A 23,915-nucleotide genomic window follows, 5' to 3' on the forward strand; every position below is an offset into this window, starting at 1 on the left:
GTTTGGGTGTTTGAAAATACAAAAATTAACCATCAGGCAAAGGGATTTTGACTAAGACGCTCGTGCCAGAATTTTTTATACTCTGAATTTGAATCTCTCCTCCCAACAGATGAACCAAATTGCGGGTGATACTTAGCCCAAGTCCAGTCCCTTCAAAAAGGCGATCGTTACCCTTACTTTCCTGCTCGAAAGGATCAAACATTTTGCTCTGAAATTCCTTGGACATCCCCACCCCTGTATCTGTCACTTCCAGTGAAATTTGATTTGCCACGTGACCACAGGTGACCGTGATGCGACCTTTCTCGGTGTATTTGATGGAATTGCTCACCACATTATTCACGATCATCTCTACAAACCTTCTATCTAGCTTGGCATGAAAGGAAGGGGCATTAAAATTAAAAACCATCCCGAGCCCTTTTCGCTCCGCTGCTGCCATTAGCGGCTTTATAATCGTTTCAAAAAAGTCTTTCACATCAGTTTCAATGTATTCCACCGGTAATTTATTGGCTTCAATCTTGGCCAAATCCAAGAGTGATGTGATGGTACCCAGCAGACGTTCACCACTTTGCAGAATAATATCCAATTGGGAAACCAGCTCCGTGTCCTCTTTCCTTGTCATCATGATGTGCTCTGCACCGCCTATGATTCCATTAAGTGGGGTTCTGATTTCATGGCTTACATTGGACAGCAGGCTTGACTTGAATCGATTAGCCTGCTCTGCTTTCTCTTTGGCTTCCTTCAGCTTGTTTTGAACACCCTTCTGCGCTGAAATATCTTTGAATACTGAGAGGACCAAACTTTTCCCTTGCTCATCCTGATCCAGCATGACAGAAAAAACCTCCATCTCCAATGAGCCGGTTTTCCAATTGATCAGTGTCTCGATTGAGACGCCTTTTCCGGGTGTTTTCCTCACCCGATTGTGCAGTGTGTCCAAATAAAACCGTTGCGTATCCTCCGAATCAAACAGAACTGAAAGAGATTGATCCTCCAGTTCCAGAATTTCAGTCTTCATCATTTTGGCGAAAGCGGGATTGACAGTTAAGATCTTTTCATCTTCCAGTGTCAGGAGCATTCCATCCTGGGAGCTGTTCCAGACATTTTTAAACTGCTGTTCGGCGATCACTTTGTTTTTGCTTTCGAGGTTTACGGCAGTTTGAAGTATTCCGACATTTTGCAACTGTCGGAAAAACATATTGATCAAAATCCCCAATGCCACCAGAAACAATACTGCCAGCATCAAAAACCACCCACGGAGGTAGAAAGGCCTTAAAATCTGAAATTCGGCCGACTTAAATGTGTCTGAAAACTCGATCCCATCATACGAACTCTTGAGTTCAAGCTGATAATTTCCTGAAGGAAGGTTAGAGAAGAACAGTTTATTGGACTGAGGATCCTTGATGATTTCCCAGTCTCCAGTTCCATTTTCGCTAACCAATCTATGATGTACCCAAAGCTCCCGAGAATCATTGAATCCTGGTGTTAAAAATTCCACTTCGAGAGAATTTTGATCATGGGGTACCTTTGCCTTATCTGAACCCACTACCAATTCATTCCCGAGCTTCATGTATTTAACAAAGGCATTTGGGGCACCTTTGGCAAAAAATGTTTCTTCGGGAAAATAAATTGACAATCCTTTCATAGTACCAATCATCACTCTACCAGATGATGCCTGCATCAATGCCCCTCTATTCACTTCATCACCTACCAGCCCGTTGGACTCATTGTAATGAGTGACCTGGTCTCCTCCGAGTACGACCACTCCATTATCAGTACCTGCCCAGATCTTCCCTTCGCTATCCTTCATCAGCGCATACACCGGCCGGGTGACCGATCTCCCTCCATAGAGGTAGTAGCCTACATATCCTGCTTTGTATATTTTCAAGCCGTATTCCGTACCCAGCAGAATACTGCCGTCCTCCAACTCCAAAAAATCATACCCCTCTGCAAGGAAATACCGGGGAGTTTCGATAATCGGATATTGATTTTCCAGCTTGCTGGCCCGGATGATTACCACTTTGCCGTTGGAGAGCTTGCCAGCTTTTCTAAAATAGGGCTGAATGTCTTTGATCAAGCCGAATATCTCTCCTGTCAATTCCCTTTCAAAAATTCTTGAATCGTCAGCACCAATAGGCGCGATAAATATCCGCCTGGGAGAAGTGATCAACAAACTGTCCTCAACCGCCTGAACAGACACCACGTTGACTCCCTGCGGAGCAGGATTGAAGTGGACTTTCTTACTTCCGGGCCTAATCTTACCCAGCCCCTTGAAATTTGCTGAAATCCAAATCACCCCATTCTTGTCTTTCGAAAAATTAATGATCCTTTCGTTTGGGATTTGTGGATTTCCCTCGCCCTGATAGAGGGTCTCTACCTCATAACGGGTCATTTTTTGTATCCCATTGTTGAAACCAAAAATAAACTCACCAGGACTTGCCTCGACACTTGCAGTAATCTCCTCTCCGATGAAGACCCCCAGATCCACGCCATAGTTTTGGAAAACCTGCGAATTATTGACCCCAATACCCCGACTGGTTCCTACCCAAAGTAATCCCTCCCGATCTACAAATGCAGTTTGAATGTAGACAGACCTAAAAAGACTGGACAGATCAATCAGGACCGGTTTTTGACGCTTTCCATTATACTTTCTGAGGTGGGAGTTGTAATGATAAAAGACATTTTCACCTGAAAAGTCCAGGGAGAAGAAATCATCCTCTGCAAAATCGATGGTAGAAAAATCCTCGTCAATGATAGTAGTCGGAAATTCCGCCGCAGGGCCGCTTGCCAGGTAGTTTTTTCCTAAAAAATAATATTCCCCTGTTGGAGACTTTTTAACAAGAACAGGAAATGAAGGAAGCGGGATCCCGCGAAACTGATAAGGAATTAATTGACCATCCTTCAGCTCAAACGCTCCCTTTTTGAAAATCATCAAAATTTTGTCCGAAACTTGGGACACTTCAAGAAGGGAGCCGGTCACTGAATAATCCCGTTCTATTTTTCGTTCAATTTTCTCACCATATTTCCAATACAAAAGGTCTCTACCCGTCTCTAGAAAAAAGAATTTTTCTGAAGACTTCCCAATACTAAAAAATTGAATTTTGGAAGAAAAGTATCTTTTCAAATCCTTAGAAATGGATAACTCAGACCAACCCCCGTGGCTATTCTCCAGAATGGTGGGCACTCCGTTGGCACTATAAATCCACAAAATCCCATCTTCATCCTTGAGAAGGGCTATCCTGTAAACAAATCGTCGGGTCAGCGTATCCGGCAATTCGTAGGTTTCAATACCATCTGAATAAAGTATCCCTCGACTGGTGGAAAACCACATCCTGCCCAGCGTATCCTGTTCGATTTGAATTACATTTTGGACATTGAGCTTTACCCCTCGAGGCTGGGTATTAAATTTGAAACTTTGGGCAAAAAGACCTCCTTGAATCAGGAAAAAACCCAATGTCAAAAGTAAGGCTGTTGTAAACCGGTAAAGCATAAAACGAAAATAGGAAAAGATTCCGGTCACCAAATTCCGCTGAGATTGTTTCGCTTTTCTTTTGTCAGCGGGTGGTTTCTCTTAATTTTGTGCCAAACTTAAAAAATCGAAGCATGAGTGTACTTGTCAATAAAAATTCCAAGGTGATCGTTCAGGGATTCACCGGGTCTGAAGGCTCCTTCCACGCACAACAAATGATCGAATACGGAACCAACGTGGTAGGCGGTGTGACTCCCGGCAAAGGCGGATCGACTCATTTGGAAAGACCTGTTTTCAATTCAGTAGAGGAAGCAGTTGAAAAGACAGGTGCAGATGTTTCCATAATTTTTGTACCCCCTGCATTTGCAGCCGATGCCATCATGGAAGCCGCTGACGCAGGAATCAATGTAATCATCACCATCACGGAAGGAATTCCGGTAGCCGACATGATGATTGCCAAGCCTTACATCAAGGAAAGAGGTTGCGTGCTGATCGGCCCTAATTGTCCGGGTGTCATCACTCCGGGAGAAGCCAAAGTGGGCATCATGCCTGGCTTTGTGTTCAAAGCAGGTAGAATCGGGATCGTGTCCAAATCCGGAACTTTGACCTACGAAGCTGCAGATCAAGTGGCTAAAGCCGGCTTGGGTGTATCTACTGCAATTGGTATCGGAGGTGATCCGATCATTGGCACTTCCACCAAGCAAGCCGTAGAAATGCTGATGAATGATCCTGAGACTGATGCGATTGTCATGATTGGAGAAATTGGTGGAAACTACGAAGCAGAAGCTGCAAAATGGATCCGCAAAAATGGAAACAAAAAGCCAGTCGTGGGATTCATTGCAGGACAGACAGCACCTCCAGGCCGTAGAATGGGACATGCCGGTGCAATCATTGGTGGAGCGGATGATACGGCAGCCGCCAAAATCAGAATTATGAGAGAAAACGGAATCCATGTAGCAGAATCTCCAGCGGAAATCGGAGCCGTTATGGCTAAGGTGCTAGGAGTTACGGTCTAAGGATAAAATGACCGGGGTTTGACTCGGAAAATAAAAACAGAAACCGCCTCGGATTATAAAATTCGAGGCGGTTTTGTTTTTCAACAGCGATAAAGCTGTCCACTTTTTGTATTTTCATTGAATGCACCATCCAGCCAGTTTTATATCCGATCAGTTTTATTCCAAAAATGTCCGAGACCTCCAGGTTCGACACTTAAGATTGGCATCGCCTGGTGATCCTGTCTATCATTGTGCAGCCTTGATGGCAAAAGAAAAGGTAAGCTGCCTTTTTATAGGCAATTCCCCCCAGGAGATCGTTGGGTACATCACCGATATTACCCTTCGAGATCGATTGCTAGCGCAGCGATTACCATCCGAAATTCCGGTTTCGCAGATCATGGAATTCGACATGGTCAGCATCCATCCCGACACGAGCTTAGTGGAAGCACTTATCCTGATGTTTCAGACCAAGTCTCGCTATCTGTTGGTAAAGGAGGGGGAGGACTATATCGGATGGATCAGCCGAACTAAGATACTCACCGAGCAAAGTCAGGGTCCTTTTATGTTTATCCAATCAGTCAAAGAGGCCAGACAGATCACAGAATTAGAGCACAAATGGGCGCGGATGCCAGAAATCATCCACTTATTGAGCTCCAGGGGGATGAAAGCAAGCCTCATCAATCAGATCATCACCACGGTAGCTGACACCGTTACCCAGCGAGTCATAGAGCGGGTGTTCAAAGAAATAGGTTCGGCTCCGGCAAAGTTTGTGTTTTTTGTATTGGGCAGTGAAGGACGCGGAGAGCTCACACTGAAGACCGATCAAGATAACGCCATTATCTATGAAGATAAAGCCAATGAACACCGTGAGGAAGTTCGGGCCTATTTTCTGGACTTTGCCACCCGGGTCTCGACTGCATTGGATCAGATCGGGATTGTATTTTGCGAGGGCGAACTCATGGCAATGAACCCAAAGTGGACCCATTCACTTTCACATTGGAAAAGAAATTACGATTCCTGGATTTCTGATGCCTCCCAGGAGACAGCCATGAACTATTCCACTTTCTTTGATTGCAGAGCTATTTATGGCGAGTTTTCTCTTTTGGATGAATTGAAAAGCTATATGGGCGAATTGCTCGAAAAAGCTCCGGAGCGATTTTTCATCAATCTGGGCCATAACGCCCTACAATACGAACCCCCACTGACCTTTTTTAGAAAAATCAAAACCGAAGAAATCGACGGGGAAAAGCAGCTTAATCTCAAGCAAACCATGCGACCGATTGTTGATCTCGCTCGGGTGTATGCGCTGAAGCACCGCATTTTTGAAACAAACACCACCAGTCGACTTGAGGTATTACAAGAAAGAGGCGTATTTACCGAAAAAGAAGCCCTAGAACTTACCCATGCCTTCGAATACCTCATGAACCTGAGATTGGAGAACCAGGCACGATCCATATTGGATAAAAAGCTCAAACCCAAAAATTATTTAAGGATCAAAGAACTGACGAAAGTGCAACAAGTAACCCTGATTGAGATTTTTAAAGTTATCAAAGAATTCCAGGCCCGAATCAAATTATCCTTCACCCGAAGTCTATAATTTCTTACTTTCAGAAATACTTTTATAAATTTTTTATAAAAGTTATTTTTTATTTACCGAAGTTTTTTAATTTTGTCTGGAAGAATAAATTGTAAATCAAGTCTTGAAAATCTCACTAAAGTTTCGTGAAAAATTAATTTCGAAATTTTAATTTGGCAAGAAGTCGATTCTAATGGCAAGAATCGTTTGAAATTCAGAAAAGTAAAAACAATAAATCTCACACCCACTAAACCGTCCCATCAGCATGCTCAATAAGCATCCCTTCTCCGAAGTAGAAAAAGCCTTTTTGGCTGAATCTGGAGTTGAAAAAATCTCGACCCTGATTCCTTACCTGACCGTAGACAACTTTCCCAAACTTGGATTGCTCACGGCCTGCCGATTTTTGGAATGGGCAGCAGCCAATCCTGACGGTGTCATCAGCTTGCCAACGGGGAAAACTCCCGAGTTTTTCATCAAGTGGACTCAATTTTTACTTGAAAACTGGGAAAGCAAAAAAGGAAAGGATATCCGTGAAAAATATGGTCTAAGTGCAACCAAAAAGCCGATTTTGAAAGATCTCACGTTCGTCCAAATCGATGAATTTTACCCGATTTCATCCAAGCAGCATAACAGCTTTTACGACTACGTCAATAAGTTCTACATCAATGGCTTTGGACTTTCCAAAGAAAAGGCAATCCTGATCAATTCCGATGAAATCCCGTTGGCCAATGGACTGCATTTCAAAGAAGTATTCCCCGATCTCAAAGTAGATCTGTCTCTAAGATTCCGGGATCCGGTCAATGATCTGGAGAAGCTCCAACAACAGTCCGTTTACATGATCGATCAGTGGTGCGGAGAGTATGAACAACGGATTCGGGACAAGGGCGGAATCGGATTTTTCTTGGGAGGCATCGGGCCTGACGGCCACATTGCGTTCAATACCCGAGGCTCGCACCTCTTTTCGGTGACCCGACTGACCGATACCAACTTTGAAACTCAAGCTGTGGCAGCGGGAGATTTGGGTGGAATCGAGGTTTCTTCCAATCGACTGGTCATCACCATCGGGTTGGAAACCATCGTTTACAATCATGAGGCGGTGGGAATCATCATTGCAGCAGGAGAAGCTAAGGCAGGTATCGTCCGAGATTCGCTGGAGACTAAAATGACCAATATCTATCCTGCCACAGTCCTTCAGAAATTGAAAAATGGGCGTTTCTACCTCACCAAAGGTGCAGCGGTGAAGCTGACTGACTCGATGGATGCCTATTTCCAAAAAGGGGAATGGACCTTTGAAAAAACAGAGCGCGCAATCATTGGGCTTTGCAAAAAATTGAACAAATACGGTCACCGGATCAACTTAGAGGATCTGAAAGCGGACAAATACACCAAACAGATTCCAGGACTTTCTGAAGACACCGTCATTCAAGTCATGAGAAGTATAGAAGCCAAACTGGAAAAAGGGCTGGAAAAGGAAACTGATGAAGTTTTACTTCATACAGGGCCTCATCATGATGACATTTCGCTGGGAATCCTTCCGCATGTCACCAATCAGCTAAGTGAAGCAACCAATGAGGTTCACTTTTCGGTATTAACCTCGGGTTTTACAGCGGTGACAAACACATTTGTGATTGATACACTTCAGCACACCAAAAAATTACTGGATGAGGGAAAAATTCAGATGGTCAACTACGAGGACTTCTTCGAGGTGGGCTACAGTCTAAAGACAGACAAAGACGTCTACCACTTTTTAACCAATGTTGCCTCAGAAAATCTCGATGCACGTATGCGCGGACTTTGTCATCGTGTGGTGCGAGCCTTGGTCACCACCTATGGAGTACAAAATAAAACCCAACTTCGGGATATAATCAACGAGGTAATTAGCATTCTCAAAAATTCCTACGATGGAGAAAAAAACCCGGCAAAAATTCAAAAGCTGAAAGGTATGATCCGGGAGTTTGAAGAAGAACTGGTTTGGGCTCACTTCGGTGTTCAAGTGAAAAATGTCCACCACCTCCGACTTGGATTCTACACCGGAGATATTTTCACCGAACAGCCAGACAAAACACGCGATGTGGAACCGATCGTGGAAATGTTGCGGAAAATTAAACCTACCAAGATTAGTTTAACCCTTGATCCGGAGGGTTCCGGTCCGGATACTCATTATAAAGTGCTTCAGGCAACGGCCGAAGCGGTAAAAAAATGGGGAGAAGAACACGACACCAGTAACCTGAGAATTCTGGGGTACAGAAATGTCTGGTTCAAGTTTGAACCCCATGAGGCAAATGTAATCGTCCCGGTTTCCCTCGGAGACATGTCAGTAATGGAAGACTCATTTTCCAATTGCTACCTGAGTCAGGTGAATGCGTCTTTTCCAAGCTATTCTCACAATGGGAAGTTTAGTACAGTAGCGAAACGAATATGGGTGAGACAGTTAAATGACATTCAGCTTTTGCTGGGCAAAAACTACTTCTATCTGCATGAAAGGGCCAAAGTAAGGGCCAGTCATGGACTCATTTTCTTTCGTGATATGAATGTGGATGAGTTTTTAGCTACCGCCAGAGAATTGGAGAAATCCATAGAAGGCATGCTTTAAGTATATAAAAAAGCCACATACCTAAATTTGAGAGCGGTCGGGATTTTTCTTGGCGGCTTTCTGCATTAAACCTATAGTCAACCACACAATTGCCCAAAACGAATGGAAAAAGCCATTTTAGGATTAGATATCGGAGGCACCGGCATCAAAGGTGGTATTCGGATCAAAGGACATCTTGAGGACATTCGAAGCATTCCCACCCCAGCTTTAGAAAGTAAAGAGTTTATCCTTGAAACAATTGCAGACTTTATAGATACCTATTCCCATTATGATTTTGTAGGCATTGGGATCGGCATACCCGGACTTGTGGACACACCGAAAGGAATTGTTTTGGGTTTGGCTAATATTCCCTCCTTTCAGCATGTAGAATTGAAAAAATTTCTGACCGAGCGCTTTTCCAAGCCCGTGTTTGTAAATAATGATGCCAACTGTTTTGCCATCGGAGTACATAAATACGGTGTAGGCAAGCCGTTTAAGAATCTGGTTGGTATCACCCTGGGGACAGGCACTGGGGGTGGGATAGTCATCAATGGACACCTCTATTCCGGGCTTTTTTCAGCAGCAGGCGAATGGTGCAGTGCGCCTTATTTAGATCACAACTACGAATACTATTGCTCCGGGAAATTCTTTCACCACTTCTACAATTCAAAGCCAAAAGCCCTTGCAAAACTTGCCTTGTACGGTGACCCCATAGCCATGAAGGCTTACGATGAGTTTGGTCATCACTTGGGAGAATTGTTCAAGGTGATCATGTATTCGTTGGCACCCGAAGCCATTGTCCTCGGAGGATCGATACGCAAGACCTATCCACTTTTCAAAAAATCACTTTTGAAGTCCCTCGAAACTTTTGCTTACCCATCAGTCTTGGCTAATCTGAAAATCTTAATCTCTGAACTGGACGAAACCGCCATCCATGGGGCAGTGGCCCTAGTCGACGTCGAAGAAGACATGGTCAGCATTTAAAAACATAAAATTTGGTTTAATTATTCAAAAAGGCGGTTTCTCAGGAGATCGCTTTTTTTACTTTCGCTACCTAACCCCAAAATAAGTCCAAGAAAATCAGAGACACTAATTTGAACAGTGAGCCACTTTCCAATTTTCAACTTATTTTCAGATCATAAACCAATAGCTATGACTGATCCCCTACTGAAAGTTGCCATCGCCCAAATATCCCCAGTTTGGCTTGATAAAACTGCCACTTTAGAAAAAGTCAACCTATCGATTTCAGAGGCAGCTGGAAATGGAGCCGAAATGATTGTATTCGGCGAAGGTCTCATCCCGGGTTATCCCTGGTGGCTTTCGATCACCCATTCCGCAGCCTGGGACAACAAAGTCCAAAAAGAAATCCACGCCCATTATGTCAGAAATGCAGTTCAAATCGAATCCGGTGACTTGAAGGGAATTCAGGGTTTGGCAAAAAAACACGGCATCGCCATTTACCTGGGAATCATCGAGCGACCACAGGATCGTGGTGGACACAGTCTGTACTGTTCCTTGGTCTACATCAATCAGCTGGGAGAAATCTGCTCCGTGCACCGCAAACTCCAGCCCACTTATGACGAGCGACTCACCTGGTCACCCGGAGATGGTAACGGACTACGGGTTCATCCGCTCAAAAGCTTCACCGTCGGGGGATTGAACTGCTGGGAAAATTGGATGCCTTTGGCCAGAACGGCACTCTACGGTTTGGGTGAAAATCTCCACATCGGCGTGTGGCCGGGTGCTGTGAGAAACACGGAAAATATCACCCGAATGATCGCACAAGAAGGTCGTTCATTTGTGATCTCTGTATCGAGTTTGATGCGAAAAAGTGACTTTCCAGCCAATACGCCTCATTTGGATCTGATTTTGGAAAACTGTCCGGAGACACTCGGAAATGGCGGAAGCTGTATTGCAGGTCCGGACGGAAAGTGGATTTTGGAACCTGTGGCAGATCAGGAAGAGATTTTCTATCAAACTTTAGATTTTAATCGGGTTTTGGAAGAAAGACAAAATTTTGATCCCGTCGGGCACTATTCCAGACCGGATGTCTTGCAACTTAAAGTGAATCGGGAACGTCAAAGCAGTGTGGATTTTGAATAAATCAAATTCCCTTCTAAAGTAAATTAGTTGGATGACCCCTGAAAATACTACAACTTCAAGATTCAATTTTTATGGTTCACTATGAATAGATTTGGATTCGGTTTTCTTATTGCCCTGATTTTATTTGTCGGATTTTGGTTTTTCTACCAAGGCAAACAAGAGCGGGAAGAGCTTCGTGCTAGCTCTGAGCTAATCCAAAAGCAAGTGAACCAAGTGGGCAAACTGATTGTCACCGAAGGTTACTATTCCAAAGTATTTACCTTCAAAAATTCCCAAAATTTATTTTTAAATCTCTGGACATCAGATAAAAAAGCCTTGGTCGTGGTCAATGCTAAAGCAACGGTTGAATATGATTTAAGACAGCTGGAAGTGGAAATTGACCAAGAAAATAAAACGCTGATCCTGAAAAAAATCCCCGATCCGGTACTCAACATCTACCCGGACATCGAATATTACGATGTGACCCAGGATTACTTCAATTCATTCGAGGCCAAAGATTACAACAAAATCAAAAACTCCGTTAGCGCCCAAATCCGGGCACAAATTGAAAAATCTGACCTGATGGAAAATTCACGCGAGCGGCTGATGGTAGAGTTGACCAACCTCTTGGTCCTCACCAAGTCCATGGAATGGACGCTGATGTATCAGGGAGAGATTATTGAAGATCAGGAGGAGTTAGAGTTGATTAAAAGATAGGGTTCTATTCCGGTGTTGGATGACCGATGACCGATGTGAAGGCTTATCTTCAACATTCGATATTCAGTGTTCGTCATTCGATATTTGAAAGGACAGGAGACCGGTGACGGAAGGCTGACTGGAGTCGACTGACCGATTTGGAAAACCCTGCCAAATGAATCCCGCGAAGTCTGAGCCCCACGGGATAAATCCTAAATCAACTATCTGCAATCCGAAATCGCTAAGCTCCTCTCCCACTCACCTGAAGCGGAATATCTGTCAGATCCTGTACTTTGATCGGCCTACCCTCCTCAATTGACTTGCGGGCAGCAATTCCTACCAGACAGGACATCGCGCCATCACGGCTTCCGGCTGACTGTCTCCATGGATCCGGAGCATTGGTATCGAGGAATAGTTTGTCTTTTAGCCGAGTATCTCCTCCTCCATGTCCACCACCTCCTTGAGGTACTGTGATGATGTAGCGCTCCCCGAAGTTTTTCACCAATACCAATTCATCTTCATTTTTTTCATCCCAAGGCTGACTTTCTTTGATCCAGGCCTCCAGTCGACCTTTGGTTCCATTGAAGGCAATACGGTAGCCTTCATAGGGGGAATAAGTCGTCAGAGAATAGCTGACCTGAACCTTGTTTTTGTATCGGATTTGCACCGCCATCTTATCGTAGATGTCGATTTCCTCACGGAATACACAGCCATCCCGATGGTAGCCATCGTATTTTTCATTATCCACATAGAGTTTGGTGAGGTGTTCGCTCTTGGTGATATCCCAATAGAAGTCGCATTTCGAGGCATGTGGACAACCACGGCAAGTCGTGGATCGGAAAGGACCGTTTTTTCCATAAAATTCCAAGGCCCCAAAGGCGTGAACTTCCTCGGGATCAGAATCCAGCCACCAATTGAGTAGGTCAAAATGGTGTGTTGACTTGTGGACAAGGAGTGTTCCTCCAAATTCACGCTTCCCATGCCAACGACGGAAATAGTCCGCCCCATGGGAAGTATCCAGATACCAATGAAAATCCACCGAAGTGATGGTACCAATCTCTCCTGCCCGGAGCAATTCATAGAGTTTCTGACGGTGTGGAGAATAGCGGTAATTGAATGTGACAATCAATTTTTTACCGGATTGACGCTCAGCATCCAAAATCGCCTGCATTTTCACCTCATCTGTAGTCATTGGCTTCTCTGATATCACGTTCATTCCTGCCATCAGTCCTTTGACGATGAATTCATGATGCGTACTGTCCATGGTAGTGACAATCAGTACATCCGGCTTAGCCTTACTGAGCATTTCATCTGCATTCAGGAAAAGTGGGCAATCCAAGCCCATGTACGTTTGTCCATACTTCAAGCGTCCCTCATTTATATCCGAAAGCCCGACAAATTCCACTTGATTTTGGTAGGATCGGATTACGTCCCGACCCCACATGGCAAGTCCTCTAACTCCGGTACCTACCATGGCAAGTTTCATTTTTTCTCCTGGCCGGTTAAAAATTGAAAGTGCTTCCGCAACTGGATGAATCAAAATCGATCCTGCCAGTAATCCTCCGGTTTTGGCAATAAAGTCCCTTCTGGATTGATTTTCTGCTTTATTCATAGCCTTGTAGTTGTTTTTTAGCGGTCATGTGGGTCTGACAAAATTATTCTTCCAGTGTGTGGATTTATTAAGGCAGACATTTCATAATTCTTTGGGTTGATTCGATTTAACGAATAGGAAGTTAGGGAAAACTCAAAAAAAGCATAGTTAAAATTACGGAATCGATTTTATTCCTGGGTAGAAGGAAATATCCTGAGAAAGGAAATTGAATTAGGCTAATTTTAAAGCATGAACACCAACAGTGTGGAGCGAAGCATATCAATTAGCGGTCTATTCCGCATCAGTAGACCTATCAATTTGCTGTTGGTGGCTTTTGCCCAATTGATGACCGCATTTTTTCTGGTAGAGACTACCCGCACCGGACTGCCGGTTCTGCAGGATTACCGCCTGTATCTTTTGGTGTTATCCACTGTGATGATCACGGCTGCGGGATACATGATCAACGATTACTATGATGTCAAAATCGACTATGTCAATCGTCCAAGTGAGGTAGTGGTCGGCAAAGGGATCAAGCGTAGGGTTGTTATTTTTCTACATAGTCTACTTAATTTCACTGCGATTGGACTGGGATATTTAGTCTCTCCACGCATTGCCGTGATTAATTTTCTGGCGGCGTTTCTTCTGTGGCTTTACAGTAACCGACTGAAGAGAGGCCCCTTTATTGGAAATCTGACAGTGGCGTTTCTGACAGGATTATCGATCTATTTGGTGAGTTATTACTACCGAAAGGCTGAACTTTTGGTGCTGACCTATGCCATTTTCGCATTTTTCCTTAATCTCATTCGGGAGATCATCAAGGACATCGAAGACCGACCGGGAGATCGGAAGCATGGCTGCCGAACCCTGCCCATTGTGATTGGATTTAGAAAGACCAAGCAGGTGATTTTTGTCATTGCCCTTGCATTTATCTGCTCGATTTTGATCGTCACTTTTAAGATCAACAATCCGATCCTTTTCATCTATTTCGGGATCTTGGGAGTTGTTTTTATGTGGTTTATGCGAAAAATCTATTTTGCGGATCGCAAAGATCATTTCACACAGCTCAGCACCATCGCCAAAATCCTGATGCTGGTGGGCACACTAAGTATGGGCTTTTTGTAAGTTTGATTTACGATGCTTCGACTGCGCTCAGCACAAGTTCACGATTTACGAGGGAGTAAAGTAGTGTTAGGCGTTTCTCCCAAATCTGAGCAAGGCACATCCAAATGCAATTTTCCAATTTTCCAATTTTCCAATTTTCCAATTTTCCAATTTTCCAATTTTCCAATTTTTTAAACCTTTTACTCAATAAAATCTAGCTAACACCTAACTTTAATACAAATTTTCTAACAAATGCTGGAAAGTAAGGTACTGGTCATAAAAATCGGCTCAAATGTACTCACCCAGTCCAACGGGCTACCGGACTTGGACAGGATGCAGCACCTGGTCAACCAAATCCAAGGGCTCATTTCCGCGGGCAAAAAAGTAGTCCTGGTAAGCTCAGGAGCAGTCGCCTTTGGCAGGCAGGCTCTTCCGCTTCCGGAAAAGCTCAATCCGGTCTTTAAAAAGCAAATATGGGCCTCAACGGGACAGATCCGGCTGATCAATCAATACCAGCAATTATTTGAAATCCTGAATCAGCCCATCGCTCAGATTCTCGTGACCAAGGAAGATTTCCGAGACCGGAAGCATTACCTGAATATGAAGAACTGCATCGAAGTGCTGCTCCAGCAGGGGATTTTGCCAATCCTCAACGAGAATGACACCGTGACGATCACCGAATTGATGTTTACTGACAACGACGAATTGGCGAGCCTGACTGCTGCGATGATCAATGCGGATACCTTGATGTTATTGACAAATGTGGATGGAATTTTCACCGGAAACCCGGCCGAACCCGGTTCGGAGCTGGTTGAAAAAGTCGTCTTCCAGATGCCGGAGGTCTCAAATTACATCTCGGCGACCAAATCATCTTTTGGCCGAGGCGGTATGCTGACCAAGTATACGATGGCAAAAAAGTCCGCAGACCTGGGAATTCAGGTCATTATTGCCAACGGAAAGCGTGACGGAGTGTTGGATCAATTTACCACCAAGACACTACGCTGCACGTGGTTTGAACCGCAGAAGGTCAAAAATGCACCAAAAAAATGGCTGGCACATGGCGCTCAATATTACAAAGGCGAAGTCACCATCAGTGAAGGCGCCAAGAATTCCTTAACTTCAGCTGTGATTCGGAGTCTTTTACCTGTCGGTATCACCAAAATAGCAGGGGAATTTTCAAAAGGAGACATTCTCTTGATCTGTGATGAATTGGGTAAAAAAATCGGGCTTGGAAGAGCAGAATATTCCTCCAAAAGTGCGTTGGAGCGATTGGGACTCAAGAATCAAAAAGCCTTGATTCACTACGACTACCTCTACCTTTTCGATCATGAATGAGTACACTTCGGTTTTTGAACAAGTACAAAAAAACAGCCGCAGACTGACTGGAACCAGTGACGACTTGGTCAATCTGATCCTCGAAGATCTGGCGACCCTAGCTGTGCGAGAGGTGGATTTTCTTTTGGAAGAAAACAAGAAAGATCTGGAGCGCATGGACCCCTCCCACCCGATGTATGACAGACTCCTACTTACTGATGCCCGAATCAAAGGAATTGCCTCCGAAATCAGACAGGTAAAATCGCTTCCCAGTCCACTTCACCGGATTTTGGAAGAAAATAAGTTGGAGAATGGTCTTCTACTCACCAAAACTACCGTTCCACTTGGAGTCATTGGAATTATCTACGAGGCCCGACCAAATGTGACTTTCGATGTTTTTTCCCTTGCGATCAAATCGGGAAATGGATTGGTGCTTAAAGGCGGTTCAGATGCAGACTTTTCAAATCGGGCAATCCTGAATTTGATTCATCAGGTGCTGACCAAGCATGCATTGCCTGTTTCTGCCTTTCAGTTGCTCCCTCCTGATCGGTCAGCAACCAAAGCGCTACTGGAAGCAGTGGGTTATGTGGATGTGATTATTCCCCGTGGATCTCAGGGCTTGATCAACTTTGTACGGGAAAATGCCAAAGTTCCGGTCATAGAAACAGGAGCAGGAATCGTGCACACCTATGTAGATGAATCGGCTGACTTGGCCAAAGCAAAAAAAATCATCCACAATGCCAAAACCAGACGTCCCAGCGTCTGCAATTCACTCGACTGCCTGATTATCCATGAAGAACTGCTAGACGAATTAGGGGAATTGGTTCATCCGCTGATGCTGGACAACGTGAAAATCTTTGCGGATGACAGGGCTTTTGCACACCTTCAGCGGCACGAATTGATTCAGAAAGCGGATGAAAGCCATTTCGGAACAGAATTTCTCAGTCTGAAAATGGCGATCAAAACAGTGGGGAGTTTGAATGAAGCCTTAGACCACATAGCCAGTTATTCTTCGAAGCACTCCGAGGCCATCATTTCTGAAAGTCAGGAAAACATCGAGCGCTTCCTGATGGAAGTGGATGCTGCGGCAGTCTATGCCAATGCATCCACGGCTTTTACGGACGGAAATCAATTTGGCCTGGGTGCCGAAATCGGCATCAGCACTCAAAAACTTCACGCCCGAGGCCCGATGGCACTCCGCGAACTCACGAGCTACAAGTGGGTGGTGCGGGGAAATGGGCACATTAGGTAAAATGAGTCAAATTTGAAATTGTTCTGAGTACAGATCAATTTCTACCGATTTTTGTCGGCTAGCCAGGACAATATCGAGCTAAAACTTCTCCAAAGTATCAAAACTCACATTTACTATCATGCTGATTTCTCATTTTTGCTTCAAACCAAAGCACTATGAATAAGACTCTCTTCATTCTTTCTGTTGGAATTCTGGCATTTTCTTCCTGTGAATCAAAAAAAGCCAGTCCAGAGACATCATCCCCTCAGGAATTGACAACTACTACGGTTGTTAACTTGAATCCTACTGAATTTCAGTCAAAAAGCGCTCAGGGAATCATCATAGATGTACGTACTCCGGAGGAAATTGCAGCGGGGAAAATTGCCGGAGCGCTGGAAATGGACTATTTCCTGCCGAGCTTCCAGTCTCAAGTGGACGAACTTCCAATGGATAAAGAAATCTTTATTTATTGCGCAGTAGGATCAAGAAGCAGAGAAGCCGCTGAAATGCTACTACAACAAGGCTTTACCAAAGTCTATCACCTCAGTGGAGGGATTCAGGCTTGGGCACAAAAAGGCTTGCCGATTGTGCAGGAATAACCCAACAACTGGCAAGCCTTGAATTAGATTCTCATCGTTATTAACGCCTGATTCTTATCCCTTTTTCACCAAAGGAGACACTTCTTTCCCGATCAATTCAATCGATTCGCTAAGCTGTTCGTGGCTTAGTCCTGCATTGTCCATCTGAAAGGTGAATCGGTCAATCCCACCCAAAGCCTCACTGTGGCGAAGGATTTTTTCAGCTACTTCCACGGGTTCGCCGACTAAATAAGCCCCCCTTCTGGAATTCTGAGCCTCAAACTGTCCACGGGTCACTGGCGGCCAGCCTCGCTCTTTTCCAATGCGGGTAAACGTCTCAGCATAGCCTGGATAGTAGGTTTCGACTGCTTCTTCATGAGATTTGCCAACAAACCCAAGCGAATGCAGGCCAACTTTAAGCTTTTCCTTTGGATGTCCGGCCTTTTCACCCGCTTCCCGATAGAGGTCAATCAAAGGACGAAACCGGTGAGTTTCCCCACCGATCACAGCCACCATCAACGGAAGTCCAAGCGAACCTGCCCGGACAAATGAACCCGGCGTTCCTCCGACCCCTAACCAAATCGGCAGTTGCTTCTGAAGTGGCCGAGGGTAAATAGGCTGATCGTTAAGAGCAGGCCGAAATTTCCCCGACCAGTTTACCACCTCATTTTCGTTGATCTGAAGCAATAAACCCAGTTTTTCGGCAAAAAGCTTGTCATAATCCTCCAATCTTAGTCCGAAAAGCGGAAAAGCTTCGGTAAATGAACCCCTTCCGACCACAAGCTCTGCCCGGCCATTTGATACCAGATCCAAAGTGGCAAATTCCTGAAAAATCCGTACCGGATCTGCTGCACTCAGGACAGCAACCGCACTGGTCAGTTTGATTTTATGGGTTTGCGCAGCTGCCGCAGCCAAAATAATGGCTGTGGCAGAGTCCAAAAACTCTTTGCGGTGGTGCTCTCCGATTCCGAAGACATCCAGACCTACTTCATCCGCAAGTTTGATTCTGGCAAGTAAAGCCATGATCGCTTCCTGCGCAGTGCCTTTTATAGTCCCATTTCCGTCTGTGGGAAACGCAGCAAAACTGTCTATTCCAATTTCCATGGAATTATTCCTTTCTTTTATTTGGAACAGTAACTAATAAGGAATTGAAAAAATTCATCTTTGGTAAGGCAGGTTATTTACAAAAAACATCTAAAATCAGAGCCAGAAGATGGATTGGAATCCAAAAGAGCGCAATTCTAAAAATTAAAATCCTGAAGTAAATCACATTACTTTTACATCATGGACAGAGAAATCCTAATCGATATTGTGACCAAGACCATGCCCTTTGGCAAATACAAAGGCAGACTTCTTTGTGATATTCCGGAGTACTACTTGGTTTGGTTGCACCAAAAAGGATTTCCCGATGGAAAACTTGGCATGTGGTTAAGTACACTCTATGAAATTCGCCTGAATGGATTGGAGGGGATTTTGGCTGAGTTAAAGCAGCGATATGGCCGCGTATAATTTGAGATTACAGGGGCAAATCACTTTCAGATTTATTTTTTGGATAAATAAACAGTTCTTCCGCCCTCCGCACTTTCTTTTGCTGCCTGCAGGATTTCCATCACGATCATATTGTTTTCTAAGCTGCTCAGATCAAAGTTGTCCAACTTTACTTTTCCCCTCACTACTGAAAGCAGCATCATAAACGGATCATCAAAAGGCGACTTTCGAGGTTCCAAATCAAACTTTTCCTCCGAAAACCCATCATATCCCTCGGCAATTCGAAGTCTAAGTTGACTTCCATTATCCGCAAATACTGCTCCCGTCAATCCATAAATTTCCATGTCCTTGCGGCCGATAGGCCAATTCCAGGAGGCTTCAACGATAGTTTGAGAATCAGGATAGGTTAGAATAATGGTCGCTTCATCATCCACTTTGGGATTATCAGCAGGATTGAGTTGCTGAGTCACAGCAGTGACTGAAATCGGCCGTTCGCCATTCATCAGCCAAGTGCTGAGATTTGCTCCATAGCACCCGAAATCCATCAAAGCTCCTCCTCCATTTAGCTCCGGATCTGTCAGCCATTCCAAAAATTCCGGTCCAACTCCTATCTTCTTTGGGCCACGATGCCCGTCACGCACGACGATTTTCCGCGCTTCCCCGATTTGTCCGGAATGGAGGATTTCATAAGCCTTTTCATTACTGGGATACCAAGTCGTCTCGTAATTGGTCAAGAGGTGAATGTTGTGCTTTTCAGCCAAAGCTTTCATTTCCAAGGCATGTTCCAAACTTACTGCTAAAGGCTTCTCTACCATCACATGAATCCCTCTGGGCGCACATTTCTGCACGATTTCCAAGTGTGCGAAGGTTGATCCGAACCCCGTCACTGCTTCAGGCTGGGTCTTTTCCAGCATTTCCTCCAGGGTATCAAACACCATGTCCATCGATAATCCGTGCTGCTTCATGTAGCGCTCCGCCAGTTCCCGATTGGGCTCGGCGATGCCCACGATTTCAATATCGGCTCTCTTGTTGGCGGTGAAAACCCAACCTACGTGGCCGTGATTCAGCCCTGCAACTCCGATTTTCAGCGGTTTGTCTTGGGCGTTTATTTGATTGATAGCAAAGAATAAGAAGAAGAGTAGGAATATTGGCTTCATAAAAGGGGATGTAGTTAAAATTGAGGGTTGTATTTAGGACTTTTTGATGATCAGAAAACTGGGAAATTTTATTGACTTTTTGGGTTCCGAATAGTCACTTTCTCACGAAGGACTAGTTGAAAAATGGCCTCGACTTCGCCCGGCCACCAATTTTAGGTATTAGGGAGGGGAAATGCGGCTTCGCCTCATGTCCTTTCCCTCAACTCTAATCTAATCTACCGGACTCCGGGCGAAGTCGAGGTGTAACTAATTATCGTCTGCTAACACTTTAAATTACTCATAATCACTTTCACAACTTAAATCCCTCCCCTTTTTCCCAGCTCCACAACCCGTAAATTCTGGATTTTGCCTGCTTCCAATTCAAAAAGCAGCATTGTACGCATGATGTGAAATCCATGTCGCCCCATCGCACCGGGATTCATGTAGAGACAGTTGACAGTAGAATCAAATTCAACCTTGCAGATGTGCGAATGCCCACAGATGAATAGCTGTGCCTCTGATTCCTTGATTTTCTGCTTGACACCTTTCGCATAGCGGGGCGGTTTGCCACCGATATGTGTCATCAGGATCTTCACCCCTCCCAACTCAAACCGCTGCCATTCCGGATAGCGTTCTTGGATGGATTGATCATCGATGTTGCCAAAGACCCCACGAACGGGTTTCCCTTGAGGCAAAGCCTCCATCACATCCAAAGATCCGATATCTCCTGCGTGCCAGATTTCGTCGACATCCTGCAAATAAGTCAGCGTTTTGTGATCAATGTAACTGTGGGAGTCTGAAATCAATCCGATCTTTATAGGCATTTTGAAACGAAAGCGAGTAGTTTTTCGGTTCAATATGGTAGACCTTATTCACTAATTCAACAAAAACATATGCAAACCAAAATCATCCTTCTATTTACCTTCCTACTTATAGGTTTTGTTTCTTTAGCACAAACTGTTGAAAAGGACTCAATCAAAGTTATTTCCATTGAGGAATTTGAAAAAATGACCACGAAGAAAAAGAATATGCTGATCGATGTCCGTACGCCTGAGGAAGTTTCAGAGGGACAGCTGCCCGGTGCCTTGAACATCAATTTTCTTGGAGAAAACTTTTCGCAGGAAATCGAAGCACTAAATAAAAACAAAACCTACCTTCTCTATTGCAGATCAGGTTCCAGAACCAGAAAAGCCGCTGATCAGATGCAAAAGGCAGGATTTAAGAAAGTTTACATGCTCGAAGGTGGTATTACCGCGTGGAATGCAGCAGGAAAACCCGTAGAAAAATGAGTAAAATCCAATCGATAAATCCTTGGAATGGTAAAGTGATTAAAGAGTTTGCCCCACTTTCCCCAGGAGAAATAGAAACCAAATTGGAACTTTCAGAAAGCACTTTTCAATCCTGGAAAAGGATTCCGGTTTCTGAAAGAGCGAGTCTAATAAAAAGGGCCGGAGAAATTCTGCGCAAAAACAAAGAGGAATATGCCCGGCTGATCACCTTAGAAATGGGGAAGATTATCCGGGAATCAAGGGCCGAGGTAGAGAAATGTGCCTGGGCGTGTGACTACTATGCCGAGCATGCCGAAGAATTCCTTTCTCCTGAAAGAATAAAACTTCCTGACGGAAAAAAAGCCAAAATCATTCATCAGCCCTTAGGAGCAATTCTGGCCGTAATGCCTTGGAATTTTCCGTTTTGGCAGGTTTTCAGATTTGCGGCACCGACGCTGACGGCGGGGAATGTCGGTATCCTAAAACATGCCTCAAATGTCCCGCAGTGTGCCCTGGCAATCGAATCGATTTTTCGCGAAGCAGGATTTCCTGAGGGGGTTTTCCAAAGCTTTTTGATCGATTCTAAGGCTACTTTGTCACTATTAGAAGATGATCGGGTCAAGGCGGTCTCACTGACAGGAAGTGAAAAGGCCGGCGCCGCAGTCTCAGGCTCAGCCGGAAAAAACATCAAAAAGTCTTTGTTGGAACTTGGAGGAAGTGATCCCTTCATCGTATTGGCAGATGCGGATATCCCATTAGCTGCCGAGACCGCGGTCAAAGCCCGGATGGTAAATTTTGGTCAAAGCTGCATTGCGGCCAAACGATTTATAATCGAAGAATCGGTCTATGAGGAGTTTTTGAAACTTTTTACAGAAAATATCATCCAACTCAAATCCGGAGATCCAATGGAGGAATCTTCGGATTATGCCTGTATGGCAAGGCCGGACCTAGCCTCGGAACTCTATGAACAGATCGAAAAATCAGTAGAATTGGGGGCCAAAATCCACCTTGGAGGTCAAAAACCCATTAAAGGAAGTGCCGAATTTATTCCGACTATTCTCTCCGACATCCCGGAAGGTTCACCTGCATATTCAGAGGAACTCTTTGGTCCGGTAGCTACTTTTTTCAAAGTAAAAAATGCCACTGAAGCAATCAGAATAGCCAATGCGACGGAATTTGGATTGGCAGCTTCCATTTGGACCAGTGACTTGAAAAAAGGGGAAACACTGGCAGGGGAAATCGAAAGTGGGGCAGTTTTCCTCAATGCTATGGTGGCATCCCAGCCGGCTCTTCCCTTTGGAGGAATTAAGAAATCCGGATTCGGCCGCGAGCTGGGACGTCAGGGGATTTTGGAGTTTGTCAATGCTAAAACCGTCTATCTGGGCTAAAAACCAATCGGGATAAAGGTAAAGTCAACCTTTGCTTTTGCCCGATTCCTTTCTATTTTTACGCTCCAAAAATTTGTCATTACAAATGAGAGAAATACAATTTCGGGAAGCTTTGAGAGAAGCGATGTCCGAAGAAATGAGACGTGATAAGAACGTATTTTTGATGGGAGAAGAAGTCGCCGAATACAACGGGGCTTACAAAGTTTCACAAGGTATGCTTGATGAATTTGGTCCCGAACGAATCTATGACACTCCAATTTCCGAATTGGGATTTTCAGGTTTGGGAGTCGGTGCAGCCATGAGTGGTCTTCGTCCGATCATCGAATTCATGACGTTTAACTTTTCTCTCGTTGCGATCGATCAAATCATCAACTGCGCCGCAAAAATGTACGCGATGTCAGGCGGAGCCTATTCAGTTCCGATTGTCTTCCGAGGACCTACAGGAAATGCAGGCCAACTTGGTGCTACGCACTCTTCTAACTTTGAAAATTGGTTTGCCAATACTCCAGGCTTGAAGGTCATCGTCCCATCCAATCCCTACGATGCCAAAGGACTACTCAAAGCGGCTATCCGCGACCCGGATCCGGTGATTTTCATGGAATCTGAGTTGATGTATTCTGACAAAGGGGAAGTGCCGGAAGGTGAATACCTCCTCCCGATCGGTGTGGCAGACATCAAACGCAAAGGAAAAGACGTGACGTTGATTTCATTTGGAAAAATGATGAAAGTTGCCTTGGAAGCCGCTGAAGAAATGTCCAAACAAGGTGTAGAATGCGAAGTAATCGACTTGAGATCTGTCCGTCCTATCGATTATGCCACCTGTGTTGAGTCATTGAAGAAAACGAATCGAGTGGTAGTGGTAGAAGAAGCCAATCCGCTCGCTGCCATTTCCTCTGAATTGACCTATCATTTCCAGCGCCATGCATTTGATCACTTGGACGCTCCGATCATTCGAGTCAATTCAATGGATGTTCCGTTGAGTTATTCACCTAGCTATATAGAAGCAACGATTCCAAACGTGAGGCGAACCATTGAAGCAATTAAAAAAGTAACCTATAAGTCTTAATACACCCTTAAAAACTTAAAAATCCCGACTCATCTTTGGAGGCCACTGAAAAAGTAGCTAAAATTGAAGGTAAAATTTTGAGAGCGATTAGGTCACGGACAAGAGTGACTTAGTCGCTTTCTTTTTTTTCGCCGCTTGCTTTTAAATTTTCTCTATAAAAAGCCTATACTGAGCTAATTTTGATGATTTTCAGCGATTGTAAACTATTTTTTGATTATAACTGGGCTAGTTTTAAGATTCTTTTAACATTGACGGTGAATAAAGCTATGGCGGCTTGCATTTCCATGTTATTTATCCCGTAAGCTATTGCCCTTCCAAATCCATGTGCGTTTTTTAACTCTCCGTTTTTGGCTTCAATTTTATACCGTTC

Annotated in this window: 19 protein-coding genes and 1 pseudogene; 14 read left to right on the forward strand and 6 right to left on the reverse strand. The window is 44.5% G+C overall.

What is annotated here, in order from left to right:
* Positions 1–25: 25 nt before the first annotated feature.
* Entirely contained in the window at positions 26–3,484 is a 3,459-nt protein-coding gene (locus C4S61_RS18070) for a sensor histidine kinase (protein WP_146064438.1), read from the reverse strand.
* Positions 3,485–3,597: 113 nt separating this feature from the next.
* On the opposite strand from C4S61_RS18070, the gene sucD reads away from it, so the two are divergent.
* The 6 genes from sucD to C4S61_RS18100 all read left to right on the forward strand — a co-directional run bounded on the left by sucD (position 3,598) and on the right by C4S61_RS18100 (position 11,405).
* A complete protein-coding gene (sucD, locus tag C4S61_RS18075; protein WP_103926202.1) occupies positions 3,598–4,479 on the forward strand; it encodes a succinate--CoA ligase subunit alpha in 882 nt (293 codons plus the stop codon).
* A 121-nt stretch (positions 4,480–4,600) separates the two neighbouring features.
* Complete coding sequence (locus C4S61_RS18080) at positions 4,601–6,055, forward strand: DUF294 nucleotidyltransferase-like domain-containing protein (protein WP_103926203.1); 1,455 nt, start codon at positions 4,601–4,603, stop codon at positions 6,053–6,055.
* A gap of 244 nt (positions 6,056–6,299) precedes the next feature.
* Positions 6,300–8,627 (forward strand): PIG-L family deacetylase, encoded by a 2,328-nt coding sequence (locus tag C4S61_RS18085; protein ID WP_103926204.1) that lies wholly within the window; start codon positions 6,300–6,302, stop codon positions 8,625–8,627.
* Positions 8,628–8,729: 102 nt separating this feature from the next.
* Positions 8,730–9,590, forward strand: coding sequence for an ROK family protein (locus tag C4S61_RS18090; RefSeq protein ID WP_103926205.1), 861 nt, complete (start codon positions 8,730–8,732; stop codon positions 9,588–9,590).
* 168 nt (positions 9,591–9,758) lie between these two features.
* Positions 9,759–10,709, forward strand: a complete 951-nt coding sequence (locus tag C4S61_RS18095; protein WP_103926206.1) for a carbon-nitrogen hydrolase family protein — start codon at positions 9,759–9,761, stop codon at positions 10,707–10,709.
* Positions 10,710–10,790: 81 nt separating this feature from the next.
* Positions 10,791–11,405 (forward strand): DUF4230 domain-containing protein, encoded by a 615-nt coding sequence (locus C4S61_RS18100; protein ID WP_103926207.1) that lies wholly within the window; start codon positions 10,791–10,793, stop codon positions 11,403–11,405.
* A 220-nt stretch (positions 11,406–11,625) separates the two neighbouring features.
* Here C4S61_RS18100 and C4S61_RS18105 read toward each other — a convergent pair whose 3' ends face one another.
* A complete protein-coding gene (locus tag C4S61_RS18105; protein ID WP_103926208.1) occupies positions 11,626–12,996 on the reverse strand; it encodes a Gfo/Idh/MocA family protein in 1,371 nt (456 codons plus the stop codon).
* Between the two features lie 228 nt (positions 12,997–13,224).
* On the opposite strand from C4S61_RS18105, the gene C4S61_RS18110 reads away from it, so the two are divergent.
* From C4S61_RS18110 to C4S61_RS18125, 4 genes are all read left to right on the forward strand, one after another.
* The gene (locus C4S61_RS18110; protein WP_103926209.1) at positions 13,225–14,097 is read left to right on the forward strand and encodes a geranylgeranylglycerol-phosphate geranylgeranyltransferase; all 873 of its coding nucleotides are present in this window, start codon (positions 13,225–13,227) and stop codon (positions 14,095–14,097) included.
* Between the two features lie 231 nt (positions 14,098–14,328).
* Positions 14,329–15,411: a glutamate 5-kinase gene (proB, locus tag C4S61_RS18115; protein ID WP_103926210.1), complete on the forward strand. Its 1,083-nt coding sequence runs from the start codon at positions 14,329–14,331 to the stop codon at positions 15,409–15,411.
* Positions 15,404–16,642, forward strand: coding sequence for a glutamate-5-semialdehyde dehydrogenase (locus tag C4S61_RS18120; RefSeq protein ID WP_103926211.1), 1,239 nt, complete (start codon positions 15,404–15,406; stop codon positions 16,640–16,642). The genes proB and C4S61_RS18120 overlap by 8 nt, the downstream gene beginning before the upstream one ends.
* 155 nt (positions 16,643–16,797) lie before the next feature.
* Positions 16,798–17,220 (forward strand): rhodanese-like domain-containing protein, encoded by a 423-nt coding sequence (locus C4S61_RS18125; RefSeq protein ID WP_103926212.1) that lies wholly within the window; start codon positions 16,798–16,800, stop codon positions 17,218–17,220.
* A gap of 54 nt (positions 17,221–17,274) precedes the next feature.
* Here the strand turns inward: C4S61_RS18125 and C4S61_RS18130 are convergent, their stop codons facing one another.
* Positions 17,275–18,303: an LLM class flavin-dependent oxidoreductase gene (locus C4S61_RS18130; RefSeq protein WP_103926213.1), complete on the reverse strand. Its 1,029-nt coding sequence runs from the start codon at positions 18,301–18,303 to the stop codon at positions 17,275–17,277.
* Between the two features lie 180 nt (positions 18,304–18,483).
* Between C4S61_RS18130 and C4S61_RS18135 the strand changes: the two genes are divergently transcribed.
* Entirely contained in the window at positions 18,484–18,708 is a 225-nt protein-coding gene (locus C4S61_RS18135) for a DUF3820 family protein (protein ID WP_103926214.1), read from the forward strand.
* A 32-nt stretch (positions 18,709–18,740) separates the two neighbouring features.
* On the opposite strand, the gene C4S61_RS18140 is transcribed toward C4S61_RS18135, so the two are convergent.
* Entirely contained in the window at positions 18,741–19,844 is a 1,104-nt protein-coding gene (locus C4S61_RS18140) for a Gfo/Idh/MocA family protein (RefSeq protein ID WP_103926215.1), read from the reverse strand.
* A gap of 296 nt (positions 19,845–20,140) precedes the next feature.
* Positions 20,141–20,647 carry a metallophosphoesterase family protein gene (locus C4S61_RS18145; protein ID WP_103926216.1) on the reverse strand — a complete coding sequence of 169 codons (507 nt, stop codon included), beginning with the start codon at positions 20,645–20,647 and terminating at the stop codon, positions 20,141–20,143.
* A gap of 69 nt (positions 20,648–20,716) precedes the next feature.
* Between C4S61_RS18145 and C4S61_RS18150 the strand changes: the two genes are divergently transcribed.
* From C4S61_RS18150 to C4S61_RS18160, 3 genes are all read left to right on the forward strand, one after another.
* Positions 20,717–21,112 (forward strand): rhodanese-like domain-containing protein, encoded by a 396-nt coding sequence (locus C4S61_RS18150; protein WP_103926217.1) that lies wholly within the window; start codon positions 20,717–20,719, stop codon positions 21,110–21,112.
* Positions 21,109–22,479 (forward strand): NAD-dependent succinate-semialdehyde dehydrogenase, encoded by a 1,371-nt coding sequence (locus C4S61_RS18155; RefSeq protein WP_103926218.1) that lies wholly within the window; start codon positions 21,109–21,111, stop codon positions 22,477–22,479. The genes C4S61_RS18150 and C4S61_RS18155 overlap by 4 nt, the downstream gene beginning before the upstream one ends.
* A gap of 85 nt (positions 22,480–22,564) precedes the next feature.
* Positions 22,565–23,545 carry a pyruvate dehydrogenase complex E1 component subunit beta gene (locus C4S61_RS18160; protein ID WP_103926219.1) on the forward strand — a complete coding sequence of 327 codons (981 nt, stop codon included), beginning with the start codon at positions 22,565–22,567 and terminating at the stop codon, positions 23,543–23,545.
* Between the two features lie 214 nt (positions 23,546–23,759).
* Here C4S61_RS18160 and C4S61_RS18165 read toward each other — a convergent pair.
* Positions 23,760–23,915, reverse strand: a pseudogene (locus C4S61_RS18165) (IS5/IS1182 family transposase); the annotation flags it as partial.

The organism is Algoriphagus boritolerans DSM 17298 = JCM 18970 (assembly GCF_900108085.1).
Lineage (GTDB): Bacteria > Bacteroidota > Bacteroidia > Cytophagales > Cyclobacteriaceae > Algoriphagus > Algoriphagus boritolerans.

Excerpts from the sequence above, each read along its gene's own strand:
- C4S61_RS18070 (WP_146064438.1), bottom strand. The coding sequence starts at position 3,484 with ATGCTTTACCGGTTTACAACAGCCTTACTTTTGACATTGGGTTTTTTC.
- sucD (WP_103926202.1), top strand. The coding sequence starts at position 3,598 with ATGAGTGTACTTGTCAATAAAAATTCCAAGGTGATCGTTCAGGGATTC.
- C4S61_RS18080 (WP_103926203.1), top strand. The coding sequence starts at position 4,601 with ATGCACCATCCAGCCAGTTTTATATCCGATCAGTTTTATTCCAAAAAT.
- C4S61_RS18085 (WP_103926204.1), top strand. The coding sequence starts at position 6,300 with ATGCTCAATAAGCATCCCTTCTCCGAAGTAGAAAAAGCCTTTTTGGCT.
- C4S61_RS18090 (WP_103926205.1), top strand. The coding sequence starts at position 8,730 with ATGGAAAAAGCCATTTTAGGATTAGATATCGGAGGCACCGGCATCAAA.
- C4S61_RS18095 (WP_103926206.1), top strand. The coding sequence starts at position 9,759 with ATGACTGATCCCCTACTGAAAGTTGCCATCGCCCAAATATCCCCAGTT.
- C4S61_RS18100 (WP_103926207.1), top strand. The coding sequence starts at position 10,791 with ATGAATAGATTTGGATTCGGTTTTCTTATTGCCCTGATTTTATTTGTC.
- C4S61_RS18105 (WP_103926208.1), bottom strand. The coding sequence starts at position 12,996 with ATGAATAAAGCAGAAAATCAATCCAGAAGGGACTTTATTGCCAAAACC.
- C4S61_RS18110 (WP_103926209.1), top strand. The coding sequence starts at position 13,225 with ATGAACACCAACAGTGTGGAGCGAAGCATATCAATTAGCGGTCTATTC.
- proB (WP_103926210.1), top strand. The coding sequence starts at position 14,329 with ATGCTGGAAAGTAAGGTACTGGTCATAAAAATCGGCTCAAATGTACTC.
- C4S61_RS18120 (WP_103926211.1), top strand. The coding sequence starts at position 15,404 with ATGAATGAGTACACTTCGGTTTTTGAACAAGTACAAAAAAACAGCCGC.
- C4S61_RS18125 (WP_103926212.1), top strand. The coding sequence starts at position 16,798 with ATGAATAAGACTCTCTTCATTCTTTCTGTTGGAATTCTGGCATTTTCT.
- C4S61_RS18130 (WP_103926213.1), bottom strand. The coding sequence starts at position 18,303 with ATGGAAATTGGAATAGACAGTTTTGCTGCGTTTCCCACAGACGGAAAT.
- C4S61_RS18135 (WP_103926214.1), top strand. The coding sequence starts at position 18,484 with ATGGACAGAGAAATCCTAATCGATATTGTGACCAAGACCATGCCCTTT.
- C4S61_RS18140 (WP_103926215.1), bottom strand. The coding sequence starts at position 19,844 with ATGAAGCCAATATTCCTACTCTTCTTCTTATTCTTTGCTATCAATCAA.
- C4S61_RS18145 (WP_103926216.1), bottom strand. The coding sequence starts at position 20,647 with ATGCCTATAAAGATCGGATTGATTTCAGACTCCCACAGTTACATTGAT.
- C4S61_RS18150 (WP_103926217.1), top strand. The coding sequence starts at position 20,717 with ATGCAAACCAAAATCATCCTTCTATTTACCTTCCTACTTATAGGTTTT.
- C4S61_RS18155 (WP_103926218.1), top strand. The coding sequence starts at position 21,109 with ATGAGTAAAATCCAATCGATAAATCCTTGGAATGGTAAAGTGATTAAA.
- C4S61_RS18160 (WP_103926219.1), top strand. The coding sequence starts at position 22,565 with ATGAGAGAAATACAATTTCGGGAAGCTTTGAGAGAAGCGATGTCCGAA.